This is a genomic window from Pseudomonas sp. RA_5y_Pfl1_P24 (assembly GCF_963970945.1).
In the GTDB taxonomy this organism is placed as follows: domain Bacteria; phylum Pseudomonadota; class Gammaproteobacteria; order Pseudomonadales; family Pseudomonadaceae; genus Aquipseudomonas; species Aquipseudomonas tritici.
In genome coordinates this window covers 151,921-165,053 of the sequence record NZ_CAXAOJ010000007.1, presented here as the reverse complement: position 1 = coordinate 165,053, position 13,133 = coordinate 151,921, and the positions used below count along the sequence as shown (strand labels likewise).

General features: G+C 60.7%; 13 protein-coding genes. 5 read left to right on the top strand and 8 right to left on the bottom strand.

The genetic code is table 11. From position 1 onward, the window contains the following. The first annotated feature begins 43 nt into the window (after nucleotides 1-43). From AACY30_RS13725 to AACY30_RS13710, 4 genes are all read left to right on the top strand, one after another. The gene (locus tag AACY30_RS13725; RefSeq protein ID WP_339415624.1) at nucleotides 44-379 is read left to right on the top strand and encodes a DMT family transporter; all 336 of its coding nucleotides are present in this window, start codon (nucleotides 44-46) and stop codon (nucleotides 377-379) included. A gap of 142 nt (nucleotides 380-521) precedes the next feature. Next, a complete protein-coding gene (locus AACY30_RS13720; protein WP_339469295.1) occupies nucleotides 522-1,691 on the top strand; it encodes an NAD(P)/FAD-dependent oxidoreductase in 1,170 nt (389 codons plus the stop codon). Next, nucleotides 1,688-2,500, top strand: coding sequence for an aldo/keto reductase (locus AACY30_RS13715; RefSeq protein ID WP_339469294.1), 813 nt, complete (start codon nucleotides 1,688-1,690; stop codon nucleotides 2,498-2,500). Before AACY30_RS13720 ends, AACY30_RS13715 begins: the two co-directional genes overlap by 4 nt. A 41-nt stretch (nucleotides 2,501-2,541) precedes the next feature. Then, the gene (locus AACY30_RS13710; protein ID WP_339415621.1) at nucleotides 2,542-3,501 is read left to right on the top strand and encodes a metal ABC transporter ATPase; all 960 of its coding nucleotides are present in this window, start codon (nucleotides 2,542-2,544) and stop codon (nucleotides 3,499-3,501) included. A gap of 109 nt (nucleotides 3,502-3,610) precedes the next feature. Here AACY30_RS13710 and AACY30_RS13705 read toward each other — a convergent pair whose 3' ends face one another. From AACY30_RS13705 to AACY30_RS13680, 6 genes are all read right to left on the bottom strand, one after another. Next, complete coding sequence (locus tag AACY30_RS13705; RefSeq protein WP_339415620.1) at nucleotides 3,611-4,537, bottom strand: NAD-dependent epimerase/dehydratase family protein; 927 nt, start codon at nucleotides 4,535-4,537, stop codon at nucleotides 3,611-3,613. Beyond that, nucleotides 4,530-5,954, bottom strand: a complete 1,425-nt coding sequence (hldE, locus tag AACY30_RS13700) for a bifunctional D-glycero-beta-D-manno-heptose-7-phosphate kinase/D-glycero-beta-D-manno-heptose 1-phosphate adenylyltransferase HldE (protein WP_339415619.1) — start codon at nucleotides 5,952-5,954, stop codon at nucleotides 4,530-4,532. The genes AACY30_RS13705 and hldE overlap by 8 nt, the downstream gene beginning before the upstream one ends. A gap of 103 nt (nucleotides 5,955-6,057) precedes the next feature. Then, entirely contained in the window at nucleotides 6,058-6,666 is a 609-nt protein-coding gene (gene cysC, locus AACY30_RS13695; protein ID WP_339427253.1) for an adenylyl-sulfate kinase, read from the bottom strand. Then, nucleotides 6,659-7,363, bottom strand: coding sequence for a sulfotransferase family 2 domain-containing protein (locus tag AACY30_RS13690; protein ID WP_339540487.1), 705 nt, complete (start codon nucleotides 7,361-7,363; stop codon nucleotides 6,659-6,661). The genes cysC and AACY30_RS13690 overlap by 8 nt, the downstream gene beginning before the upstream one ends. A gap of 153 nt (nucleotides 7,364-7,516) precedes the next feature. Further along, nucleotides 7,517-9,325, bottom strand: coding sequence for a lipid A export permease/ATP-binding protein MsbA (gene msbA, locus AACY30_RS13685; RefSeq protein ID WP_339469288.1), 1,809 nt, complete (start codon nucleotides 9,323-9,325; stop codon nucleotides 7,517-7,519). Nucleotides 9,326-9,334: 9 nt separating this feature from the next. Next, entirely contained in the window at nucleotides 9,335-10,513 is a 1,179-nt protein-coding gene (locus tag AACY30_RS13680) for an O-antigen ligase family protein (RefSeq protein ID WP_339540486.1), read from the bottom strand. 148 nt (nucleotides 10,514-10,661) lie between these two features. On the opposite strand from AACY30_RS13680, the gene AACY30_RS13675 reads away from it, so the two are divergent. After that, nucleotides 10,662-11,228 carry a toluene tolerance protein gene (locus tag AACY30_RS13675; RefSeq protein WP_339540485.1) on the top strand — a complete coding sequence of 189 codons (567 nt, stop codon included), beginning with the start codon at nucleotides 10,662-10,664 and terminating at the stop codon, nucleotides 11,226-11,228. Here the strand turns inward: AACY30_RS13675 and AACY30_RS13670 are convergent. Then, on the bottom strand, nucleotides 11,217-12,302 hold the full coding sequence (locus tag AACY30_RS13670; RefSeq protein WP_339469285.1) for a glycosyltransferase: 1,086 nt from the start codon (nucleotides 12,300-12,302) through the stop codon (nucleotides 11,217-11,219). The two genes, AACY30_RS13675 and AACY30_RS13670, sit on opposite strands and share 12 nt — an antisense overlap. 46 nt (nucleotides 12,303-12,348) lie before the next feature. Further along, nucleotides 12,349-13,110, bottom strand: coding sequence for a glycosyltransferase family 2 protein (locus tag AACY30_RS13665; protein ID WP_339540484.1), 762 nt, complete (start codon nucleotides 13,108-13,110; stop codon nucleotides 12,349-12,351). Between the last annotated feature and the right edge of the window lie 23 nt (nucleotides 13,111-13,133).

Here is a 13,133-nt window from a genome sequence, read left to right as displayed (position 1 = left end):
AAATGCCAGCCTTATCTGATTGCTTTACCCCGAGGATTGACCCATGAACGCCGCCTACTATTACTTGGCAATCGCCATTTGCTCGGAAGTGATCGCCACCGTTTCGATGAAGGCCATCAAGGGCTGGAGCACGCCAATTCCCCTGCTGCTGGTGATCGTCGGTTACGGCGTGGCATTCTGGATGCTGACGTTGGTGGTGCGCACGGTACCGGTCGGCGTGGCCTACGCGGTGTGGGCCGGGATGGGCATTGTGATGGTGAGCATCGCGGCGCTGTTTATTTATGGGCAGAAGCTGGATATCCCGGCGGTGCTGGGAATGGGCCTGATTGTGCTTGGGGTTGTGGTGATACAACTCTTTTCGAAAACAGCAGGGCATTGAGGCGATAGCCAGCGGCAAGTTTCAAGCTACAAGCGGCAAGAAAAAGCAACGCGGTTCGCTTCTAACTTGCCGCTTGCAGCTGATAACTACCAGCTGCGCGCTATACTAGCGCTCCTTTTTCTACGCCAGAGGTCCCGCGCGCATGCCTATTTCCACCGACGTTCTGATTGTCGGCGCCGGGGTTGCCGGCCTCTGGCTGAATGCGCGCCTGCGCCGCCAGGGCTTTTCCACGGTGGTCGTGGAAAGCGCCACCCTGGGTGGCGGGCAAAGCGTGAAGTCCCAGGGGATCATTCACGGGGGTGCGAAATACGCCCTGCACGGTGCCCTTACCGGCGCTTCTGAAGCGATTGCCGATATGCCGCGCCGCTGGCGTGAAGCGCTGGCAGGTAACGGTGAGCTGGATTTGTCCGGCGTACGCTTGCTGTCCGAGGCCCATTACCTGTGGTCCCCCGGCACGCTCGCTGGCAACCTCACCAGTTTCTTCGCCAGCAAAGCAGTGCGCGGCCGTGTCGACCAGGTCAAGGGCGATGACCTGCCACCCGCCCTGCAAGACCGCCGCTTCAAAGGCAAGGTCTATCGCTTGGCCGAACTGGTGGTGGATGTACCGAGCCTGATCGAACGCCTGGCACAACTGGCCGGCGACGGGTTGCTCGCCGGGCAACAGATTGAACCGTTGCTGGAAGGCGACGCGCTGGTGGGTTTGAAGGTCGACGGTCGCGACATTCGCGCCCAACGCATCGTGTTGAGCGCCGGCGCCGGCACGGCAGATTTGCTGACCGCGCTGGGCATCAGCCAGCCAGCCATGCAAAAACGTCCATTGCACATGATCATCGCCAAAGGGCCCGGCCTGAAGCCGTTGTACGCCCACTGCCTCGGCGGCGGCACCAAGCCACGCATCACCGTCACCACTCACCCGGCGGCTGATGGCAATTGGGTGTGGTACATGGGCGGCGACATTGCCGAAGCCGATGGCGTGGCGCGCACCCCACAAGAACAGATCGCCACCGCGCAGAAAGAGCTTGCTCAGCTGTTGCCATGGATCGACATGAGCCAGACCCAGTGGACCACCCTGCGCGTCGACCGTGCCGAACCATTGCAATCAGGCTTATCCCGCCCCGACAACGCCTTCATCGCCGAGCAAGGCCGGCTGCTAGTGGGCTGGCCGACCAAGCTGGCGTTGGCGCCTGACTTCGCTGATCGGGTGATCGACAGCCTGGCGCGTGATGGCATCCGCCCAAGCGCCAGCGAGCCACTGCCCGCGCTGCCAAAACCCGCCATCGGCGTACCTGCCTGGGAGCAACTGTTGCCATGAGCCTGCCAACCCTGCACGACCTGCATCGCCCCTTGGGCAGCACCGGCCTGCTGGTCTCGCCGCTGGGCCTGGGCACCGTCAAGCTGGGTCGCGATCAAGGGGTGAAATACCCCAGCGGTTTCCAGATTCCCGGTGACGACGAGGCCCGTATGCTGTTGCGTCAGGCCCGTGAACTGGGCATCAACCTGATCGATACCGCACCGGCTTATGGCATGAGTGAAGAACGCCTGGGGCCGCTGCTGCGGGATCAGCGCAAGGACTGGGTGATTGTCAGCAAGGTCGGTGAAGAGTTCGAGAATGGCGCGTCCAGCCACGACTTCAGCGCGGTTCATACGCGGATGTCAATTGAACGCAGCCTGAAACGCCTTGAAACTGATTTTATCGACCTTGTGCTGGTGCATTCCGACGGTAATGACCTGCATATCCTCAACGACTGTGAGGTCTACCAGACCCTGGCCGATCTGAAAAAGGAAGGCAAGATTCGCGGTTTCGGGTTTTCCGGCAAAACCGCCGAAGGCGGTGTGAAGGCTCTGGAACAGGGCGATTGCGCGATGGTCACCTACAATTTGAACGAACAGGCCGAGAAAGCCGTCATTGAGTATGCGGCGGCACACGGCAAGGGCATCCTGGTGAAAAAGGCCCTGGCCAGTGGTCACGTATGCCTTGCGCCTGGAGTGGATCCAATTCGCGCCAGTTTCACGTTGTTGTTTGCGCAAACCGGCGTCGCCAGTGCTATTGTCGGGACCATTAATCCGCTGCACCTGGCCCATAACGTGGCGACCGCTGCCCAAGTCATTCGTCAACTCTGATGCCGCCGACGCGGCCGACCCCGTCGCAAGAAGGAGCCGACATGGCGCGTACGCTCATAAGAAAAAACCCCAGCAATTTCAAAACACTGCCGCTGCACGTCGAAGCCACCCCCGAAGGCCTGAGCTACCAGAGCGTCGGCATGCCGCTTAACTTTGCCCAGACCCTGCAGCGGCGCAAGCCGGTGGAGGTGGCAGACCCCGAGCGCTTCGCGCTCGAACTGGCCAATCTGGGGGTTTCGGTACGCCTGACCCTGCATTGGCAGAACCGCGATTACTGGGTGCTGGTACGCCAACGCCGGCAGGACCGTGGCGATGTGGTGCTCAAGCTGATTTCCGGCTACGTGCCCGCCCATGAACTGAACCTGCCGCTGCACACTGCCATCCAGGAAATTGCCGAAGAGTGCCTGCTGGAGACGCCGGAAGGCTGGCTCAGCGGGCGCTTCAATGACACCTGGCTGCCGGCGCCCTACTCGGCCGCGCTGCATTACCGCGAAGCGCTGCCGTTTCGCCTGAGCCCCTTGTCCGGCGCTGCCCGCCCGGTGCGTTGTGCCACAACCCAGTTGATCGAACGCCCGCGTGCCTACGTGCACTTGCCCACCGCATCGCTGCAATTGATTTACGACCTGCGCCTGGAAGTGCCCAAGGAAGCCAAATCCCTGAGCCTGTTCCATGTGGACGAGCGCCTGGAAGGTGATCAACTGGTCGCGCGCCTGGACCGCAAGCGGCCGGACCTGTACCTGATGCCACTCAAAGACGGCCAACCCTTGGCCGAGCTGTACACCGTCAAGAAGGACCAGCTGTATCCAGCGAGCACCCGGGGGTTGTACCTCGCAGAAAGCTTCGCCCAGCAGGAAGGCTGGGTGGTGCGTGAGGAGCGGATTCGCTGGAAGGATTGGCTGCGCCAGCAAGGGCTCGCGGTGCCGGAGAAAGAATCGAAATTGAAGCGCTTGGCAAAGCGGGTGCTGCGCAAAATCGTGCCGAAGAAAAAAGCCAAGGCTTAACACGAACCAAATGTGGAAGCGGGCTTGCCTGCGATACACACACCTCGGTGCATCAGGTAGACCGAGCTGATGCCATCGCAGGCAAGCCAGCTCCCACAATTGATTGCGTTCAGCCTTTGAGCAAGCGCTCCAGACCGACCTTCAACGGGGTAGGCTCCGGCAGTGTGAAGCTCGCCAACAACCGCTGGTTGTTCGCCCGCGAATGCCGGATATCCCCGGACCGCGCCGGCCCGTAAGTCACCGCCGGCAACTTGCCGACTATTTCTTCCAGGGCTTGCAGCACTTGGCTGAGGGTGGTGGTGCGGTTCCAGCCCACGTTGATTGCGCCCAAAGGTGCGGCGGGCGCTTCTACGGCCTGGACCAATACGTCCACCAGGTCTTCCACGTACATGAAGTCACGGGTTTGCTCGCCATCGCCAAACACGGCAATCGGCACGCCTTGCTGCACGCGCTCGCTGAAGATACTGATCACGCCCGAATACGGCGATGACGGATCCTGGCGCGGCCCGAAGATATTGAAGAAGCGCAAGACCACCGGCTCCAGGCCATGCTGGCGGCGGTAGAAGTCGAGGTAATACTCACCGGCCAATTTGTCGGACGCATAAGGCGTCAACGGCGCCTTGGTGGTTTCTTCGTCAATCGACGCGCCCTCGCCATTGTTGCCGTAGACGGCAGCGCTGGAGGCATACACCACACGCTTGACGCCAGCCTTGCGCATGGCTTCGCAGACATTCAAGGTGCCGACGAAGTTGCTCTGGTGCGTGCTGACCGGATCATCCACCGATGCCTGCACCGAGGCCACCGCCGCCAGGTGCACCACCGCTGCCGCGCCGACAGCGGCACGCGCCACCAGCTCGGCATCGGCCACATTACCTTCAAGCAGTTCGACGCGCGGATCGTCCAACGGCAGGTTGCTGCGCTTGCCGGTGGAGAGGTTATCCAGCACCCGCACGCTGTAGCCTTTAGCGAGCAGCCCATCGACCAGGTGCGAGCCGATAAAGCCTGCACCACCGGTGATCAGTACCCGTTTACTCATTGTTGCGTATCTTTTCGACGATAGCCGTAGTCGAGCTGTTCTCAACCAGGCCCAGCACTTTGACCGTGCCGCCGTAGGCGCTGACGATATCCGCCCCCACGACCTGGTCGACGGAGTAGTCGCCCCCCTTGACCAGCACGTCCGGCTTGACCTGGGCCAGCAGGTTTTCAGGGGTCGCTTCAGGGAAGCTGATCACCCAGTCCACCGCGCCCAAGCCTGCCAGCACCGCCATGCGACGGTCGACACTGTTGATCGGGCGGCCAGGGCCTTTGAGGCGGCTGACCGACGCGTCGTCGTTGACCGCGACGATCAGGCGATCGCCTTGGGCGCTCGCCTGCTCAAGGTACGTCACATGACCAGCGTGCAGGATGTCGAAGCAGCCGTTGGTGAACACAATGCTTTCGCCGTGGGCACGGGCATCGTCGATCGCCAGCAGCAATTGCTCAATCGTCAGCACACCGCGTTCCGAGCCTTCGGAGCGCTGGATCGCGCGACGCAATTCCGGTGCACTGATAGCTGCCGTACCCAACTTGCCGACCACGATGCCCGCTGCCAGGTTGGCCAGGGCCACCGCATGGGGCAGTTCTTCACCGGCCGCAATCGAGGCGGCCAGGGTGGAAATCACTGTATCGCCGGCGCCGGTGACGTCGAACACTTCACGCGCTCGCGCCGGCAGGTGCATCGCCGGGTGGCCCGGACGCAGCAAGGTCATGCCGTGCTCGCCACGGGTCACCAGCAAGGCGCCCAGGTCGAGATCGGCCATCAGCGCTGCGCCCTTGGTCACTAGGTCGTGCTCGTCGGCGCAACCACCGACGATGGCTTCGAACTCGCTGAGATTCGGCGTGATCAGGCTGGCTCCACGATAAATCGAAAAGTCCTTGCCCTTGGGATCGGCCAGCACCGGGATGCCTTTGGCCTTGGCGGCCTGGATCAATACCTGGTGATTCTTCAAGGCGCCTTTGCCGTAGTCCGACAACACCAGCACCTTGATGCCTTCGAGCAGCTCGTCAACCTGGCCACTGAGGGCCAGGGCGTCGGTGGTGAAGGGTTCTTCGAAATCAATACGCAGCAATTGCTGGTGACGGCTCATGACCCGCAGCTTGACGATGGTCGGCTGATGGGCAATGCGCTGGAACAGCGCGCGCACGCCAGCACCGCGCAGGCTGTTGGCCAGGCTGTCGGCGGCTTCATCGTCACCGGTCACACCCACCAGGGAGGCCGGGGCGCCGAGGGCGGCAATATTGAGGGCAACGTTGGCAGCGCCGCCTGGGCGGTCTTCGATTTGCTCGACCTTGACTACCGGTACCGGCGCCTCAGGGGAAATCCGTGAGGTACCGCCATGCCAGTAACGGTCGAGCATGACATCGCCGACCACCAAGACAGGGGCTTGATCGAATCGCGGCATGGACAACTTCATGGAGCAACCCACATACAAAATGAACAGGGGCGCGATATTAGCACAGGGTGAGCGCCGCCTAGTTCGAGAGCTTTATCCGGGAGGCATCACAGGCTACATCTGCTCATTTTTTAAACAAAGCAGCCAGGATGTGGTCCACCGCATCGGCCAGTTCGACCTCATCGGTGTTGACTTCGCAGTCGGCTGCAAGCGGCGCTTCGTAAGGGCTGTCCAGTCCAGTGAAGGCCTTGATGCGCCCGTCCAGCGCCGCACGGTACAACCCCTTGGGATCGCGCCGCGCGCACACGTCAAACGGGGTGCTGATGTAGACCTCGAAAAACTGCCCCGGGCCGAACAGTGCCTTGGCAGTCGCGCGATCGGCGCTGAACGGAGAAATCGCCGAGACGATCACGATCAATCCCGCGTCAACCATCAGTCGCGCCACCTCGCCAATGCGCCGGATGTTTTCCTTACGCGCCGCATCACTCATGCCCAAGTCATTGCACAACCCCGTGCGCAAGTTGTCGCCATCGAGCACAAAGGTATGCCGCCCTTGCTCATTGAGCTGCACTTCCAGGGCGTTGGCCAGGGTCGACTTGCCGGACCCGGACAACCCCGTCAGCCACAGGCAGCAAGGCTGCTGGTGCTTGAGCGCGGCGCGCGCGGCGACCGACAACGACAAGGCAAAGGGGCGAATGGAGGCAGAACCACGGGAGAGCGACGGACTATTCATAACCCAGGACCTCGTAGTCACGTTGATAAGCACGCCGGACCAAGCGGCGCGTACGCAGGGTGCAGAAGTCCCTGACCGGCTCGCTGCGCCGCCCGAGTGAAACATTGAGATGGGGCAGCGAAGACGTTACGCCGAGGCGGTCGCACAACTGCTGGAAGTCTTGCTCCAGGGACTCTTGGCGACCCAGAAAATCCATGGCCATTTGCCCCATGTGATCGACCAGGAAGTCGGTCTGGGGAGCAAAGTGCAGCTGGCGGCGCAGGTTTTCCGGGCACAGCCAGTGGGCGACGAAATGGTCAAAGTCGCGGTAGCTGCATATCAGTGCCTGTGCCTGCAGGTCGCGGCGGCCCAAGTGGTTGCTGCGCAAGTAGGTGTAGGCCGAGTAGGCGCGCTCCAGCGGGTCACGCACAAAGGCAAATTTGAAACTGCGTTGGCAATGTTCGGGGAATTGTTGCTGATACCAGTAATACGGCAAATGCCCTGGCCAGCGCCCATCGAGCAACGCCGAACAGACGCTGCTGCCGGCGCATTTGGGTACATGGATAAACACGCAGTTGTGTCGTTCGAAAGCAGGCGGAAGTGCCGTCACCCCAGACAACGATTTGTTCACCGCCTGGCGATCCACCACTGACAAACGTCCCAGCAAAAACACCCGTTGGGGTTTGGGAAGCAGTTTCCAGAACAGACGTTGCAACATTCCATTACCCACGCAAGAAGGTTAGCCCTCTCGTTCGTCATTCGAATCGAGAAGGCCAACATAACAAACGATAGGCTGCGAATTATTTGGCTTTGGTCAAGCCGTGTAAGGGGCTTGATACAAACGCCGGGGCGCATTGCGCGCCCCGGCACATCAGGTGATGTTAGCCGTGACGGGCTCATCCAGGCCCATGGCGTGCAGCCGCGAGTAATAGCCGCCCAGGGCCAGCAGTTCCACATGTGTACCACGCTCGACAATTTCACCGTGGTCCATCACCAGAATCTTGTCGGCTTTCTCGATGGTGGACAGTCGGTGCGCGATAACCAGGGTGGTACGGCCCTTCATGACTTTGTCCAGCGCAGCCTGAATGTGGCGTTCGGACTCGGTGTCGAGCGCCGAAGTCGCTTCGTCCAGGATCAGCAACGGGGCATTTTTCAGCAGGGCGCGGGCGATGGCCAAGCGCTGACGCTGGCCGCCGGAGAGCAGCACGCCGTTTTCACCGACTTCGGTGTCCAGGCCTTTGGGCAGTTCGGCGATGAAGTCCATGGCATAGGCATCGGCGGCGGCTTTTTCGATGTCGGCACGCGGTGCATCCGCCAGGTCGCCGTAGGCGATGTTATTGGCCACGGTATCGTTGAACAGGGTCACGTGCTGGGTCACTTGGGCCACATGCCGGCGCAGGTTGCGCAGGCGGTAGTCTTCGATCTCCACCTCATCCAGCAGGATTTCGCCGGTTTCGTGGTGGTAGAACCGCGGAATCAGGCTGGCCAGCGTGGACTTGCCACTGCCTGAGCGCCCTACCAGCGCAATCATCTGCCCAGGTTCCGCCGTGAAGCTGATGTTCTTCAGCACTTCGCGCTCAGCACCCGGATAGGTGAAGCTCAGGTTGCGCACGTCCAGGCGACCGCTGACGCGATCACGCTCCACGGTACCGCTGTCGACTTCCGGCTCTTCATCCAGCTGTTCGAAGATGCTTTCGGCACCGGCGACGCCTTTCTGGATCGTCGAGCTGACTTCCGACAACTGACGGATCGGCTTGGGCAGCAGGCCCGCAGCGGTGATGTACGCCACTAGATCACCCGCGGTGGCGTCGCCGCGCAGCAACAGCACCAGGAACATTAAGGTGGCCATGGCCGTGTAGATCACCAGTTGCAGCATGGGCGTGTAGACCGCACCGGTCTTGTTCATGCGCAGCTGTTTGTCGGTGTTGCTTTGGCTGGCGGCGGCAAAACGGCGTTCCTCGTAGCTTTCGCCACCGAAGCTGCGCACCACGCGGTAACCCTGGATGGTCTCCGAGGCCACGTGGGTGACATCGCCCATTGCCACTTGGATCTTCTTGCTCTGCTTGCGGAATTTCTTGCTGGTGCTGCCGACCATGATGGCGATCAGCGGCAGGATCGCCAGCATCACCAGGGTCAGCTTCCAGTTCATCCACAGCAGGTAACCGAACAGGAACACCACCGTCAGACCTTCGCGGATCACGACCTTGATCGCATCCGTGGCGGCGCCGGTGACCATGGTCACGTTAAAGGTGATGCGGGAAATCAGGTGCCCTGAGTTATGCGTATCAAAATAGCGATTCGGCAGTACCAGCAGTTTGTTGAACAGCTGGACCCGCAGGTCATGCACCAGGCCAAGGGAGACCTTGGCCAAGTAGTAGTTGCCGAGGAAAGAGCCGAGGCCTTGCCACGCGGCGATCAGGATGATCAGCAGCGGCACGGCCATCAGCAGCTTGAGGTCCTTGAACAGCGGGATCTTGGGCAGGAACACCACGTCGGGATTGCTCAAGCCATCCACAAAGTACTTGAGGATCCCGGCGAGCATCGGCTGGGTGGAAGCAAAGATCACGAAGCCCAAGATACTCAGCATGAACATGCCGATGTACGGTTTCACATAGCCCAGCAGCCTGAGATAAATTTTCAGGCTGGATTCCTGGTCCGCTTTGGGCGGTGCGTCACTCATGTGTCGAGCTCACTGATTGGGTAGGACGCGAACTTTATCACATGCATCGGGGTTGGCCCGAGCCCAGACCAAGACACTGGCCAGCGCAATCGGCAGCCACGAGATAAACCACTCGGCCCGCGGGGTGCCCGTTAGGCTGGCCGCATCGAACTGCATGGCCAGGAACGAAAACATCCACATACCGATGATGCCTTTGCCATAGAGCGTGTCGCGGGCCTTCCAGGCTTGCCACAACACGCCAAACCACAGCCCGCACCACAACAGCAGGCCGGGCAGGCCCAGTTCGATCGCGACGTGGGAGAACAGGTTGTGGGCGTGATCGAAATAAAGACCGTCGGCAAATACCTTGTAGTCGCCACCCAGGCCCAAACCGGTCCACGGGCGCTCGGAAATCATCTGGACGGCCGCCATGAAGATCTGCGGCCGGTAGGACACACCACGGGCCAACATCAGCGATTGCATGGCGAAGAACACCGCCAGCGCCGCCACGACTGCCGCGATAGCGATCACGGTGGTGCGTCGGTCACGGCACCAGGCCGGCATCGCCACGACGGTCAGCAGCAAGGCCAGTGCGGCACCGCGGCTTTGGCTGAGCACCACAAAGAGCCCGAGCAGCGCAATGGACACCGCCCACGCCACCTGCATCCAGCGCCCACGCGGCAGCCAGTGCAGCAACCAGACGGCGGCCAGGCCAATCACATAGGCGCCCAGGATCGGATGGGACAACTGCCCCAAGCCCTCGATTCGCGCACTCCAGGCGTTATGCTCAAGGCCATAGAACTTGATGATCGTCACCAGCGAAGACAGGGCCAGGCCGAAACCACCCCACTGCATCACGCGAATGACTCGCTCGGTCTGCCCGCAGGCCAACACCGGAAAAAAAAGCAGGAACACGCCGATGTACAGCAAGCGCTTGGCCTCGCGCGAAGGGTCTTCGGCATTGGTCCACGACAAACTGACTGCACCCCAGACGGCAAGCGCCGCAATCATCAGGCACATCCAGCGCTGTTCACGCCAGACTTCCTTGAGGCGCTCACGCGCCGACCAGGCAAACACCATGGCGGGCAACCAGAGAAACAGCGTCAAACCTTGTTGATAAATCTTGTTGGTCGGCGCGAAAGCAATCGCCAGCAAAAACCAAAGTAACCCGAAAATCATCCATATCTGCGCCCAACGACTTACTTGCATCACCCGCTCCTGAATACGTACAACCCGCCAACCCGGCATGGTTAAAACCCAAAACTTTCGGCATTATTACCGATCACTGTGCCCGCGACTCCCACAAGGCTTTCCGACGATGCAATGTTCAAGGCTTCCCCAAGCCGATTTAAACGCGATGATTGAAGGTGCCCGAATCCTCGAACAGGACAGCTACGGCCCCAAAGTCTACCTGTTGGCCGACGGGAATATCCTAAAACTGTTTCGCCGCAAGCGTCTGTTTTCGTCAGCGCTGTTGCGCCCCTACTCCAAGCGATTCATCGACAATGTGGCGCAATTGCAACAGCGTGGCATCCCCACCGTGACCGTACTCGCATTCTTTCAACTGGCCGCGCCCGGCATGACCGCCGTACTGTATCGCCCGCTGCCGGGTGAAACGCTGCGTCAGATTTCCAACAAGGAAGGCTATGACTGGCAATCGAACCTCGATCCGCTGGTGGCGCTGATCCGCCGCTTGCACGGTGCGGGGATTTACTTCCGCTCCCTGCACCTGGGCAATATTGTTGTCACACCGGATAACGAAATGGGGCTGATCGATGTGGCGGATATGCGCTTTTTGCGCGCGCCGCTGAGCCCGGAACTCGCACGGCGCAACTTGCAGCACTTTGCACGTTATATTGCACGCGAGAAGCTGAACGAACGCTTTCCAATGCAGGCACTGGAGCAGGCGTTGCTAGCGGCATGAAAACAGGCGCTGGGAGGTTTCACTGAAATCTTTCCAGGCTTGGTCCGGGGCCAGCGCTTGCGCCTGAGCCTCCAGTACTTCCTGGATCGATGTGGCGAACGCACGCTCCATCAGACTGCCCCAGGCCTGCACATCGTCTGACGGCGCGTACCAGCCCGCATTCGCCAGTTGCTCGCGAAACACGGCCAATTCGCTGGTCAGAACGGGCACGCCCGCCATCACCGACTCTTGCAGGATCAACCCCAAGCCTTCTTGCGTCGACGGAATGGCGACCCAGTCGAAGGCCCGGTAAAGCGTCGCGGCGTCCGGCAGATGGCCCGGCAACGAAACCTTGCCCTGCAAGCCGAGCTGTTCGATACGCGCTTCCAGGGTCTGCCTAGCAGCACCCTCGCCGATAATCACCAGCCGCGCATCCGGCTGCTGGGCCGACACGCCGGCAAACGCGTCCAGCAAACAGCCAAAACCCTTGCCGTCTACCAGCCGGCCTACCGCCCCCAACACGGGCGAGGCGTCCAAAGACAGGCCCAGGCGAGACCGCGCCTGCGCTCGAGAAAGCGCAGCCGCACGGAAAGCCACCGGATCGAAAGCGCTGCGCAGCACTGTCACGGGCCGCTGCAGGTAACGCTCAAGCGAGTGAGCCAGGGTTTGCGAAACAGCCGCCAAGGTCAGTTGCGTAGCCGGAAACTGTTCGAAGAGCTTCTGATCCGCCCGGCGCATGCGCGTGACGCCATGGAACACGACGACGGCGCGCACATGTGGCAAGTGCTTGAGCACCGGCAACATCACCCGGGCCACACCAACCCCGTCCAGCAGCACAACTTCCAGATCGTCAGGCAGCGCCTTCTGAAAACGCGCGCGCATCCAGGGTGCCAGCAACTTCCAAAGGTGCCGCCCCTTGAGCTGGGCGGAGGAGAAGTTCCATTCCAATGCCGGCGCGCTCTCATCCGAACCGCCTTGAAGCAACCAGGTAGCGATCGGTGCCCGGCAAATGGCGTGGGAAAGTATCTGTTGGTGAACCTTCTGCACCGAAGCGAATGCAGAACCACCGGCCCACATGATGTTGAGGATACTCATCTGAAAAATGACCTTTTGCGGCGTTATGGTGGCTTGCTGTATGTACTTAATGGATCAACCAGCCGATACCGACACCCAGTGCCAACATGACTGCCAGCTTGATCCGCTCTCGCCGCTTGCGCCGCGCCTTGGTCAAGCGCTCTTCTGCCGTCGCCACATGCAAACCGAAACCCGTGTGCAAAACCGCATCGCCTTCCAGTGTCACGGCCGCCAGGTTCAGCTGCGCGTAACGCTTGGATAGCCCCTTCTCACCCTCGAATCCGGCGTAGGGCGCGCACAAGCGATATTCCTTGATACGCCGCAACCCGGGATTCAGCGAAAAACCCTGCCACTCAGGCTTGTCGGACAGCAGGGGATAACACGGCACCCCGCCAATCACCTCACGTGGCCCCAGATGGATATAAGGGCTGTGCACCTGCAAGTCATAAACGTAGTTACGCAACCACACCTGCAAAATATCGGGTCGCTGCTCCAGTACCGCCTTGGAGTCTTCGACAAAGCCTGGTCGATAAAACGCCCAATCATCCTCGCAATGGAATATGTAGGGGGTCTTGACCGACGCGTAGGCCAAGTCGACGGATGCCAACTGCCCAAGCTTCGGGCGGTTGATCAGGAAATGGCAATGGCCGTGCCAGTGCGGCGGCACCGCAAGGCGCACGGCTTCATCGCCAGAGTCTTCGGTAATGAAAACTTCGCGGATATCCGCCGTATTGAACAGATCGAAGCTCTCGAGCGTCCGCTTCAATAAATCGAAGCGACCACAACTGGTCACCACGAGCGTTATGTCGCTTTGATCGGAGAACTGCATTCAAGCCTCGATAATATCATATA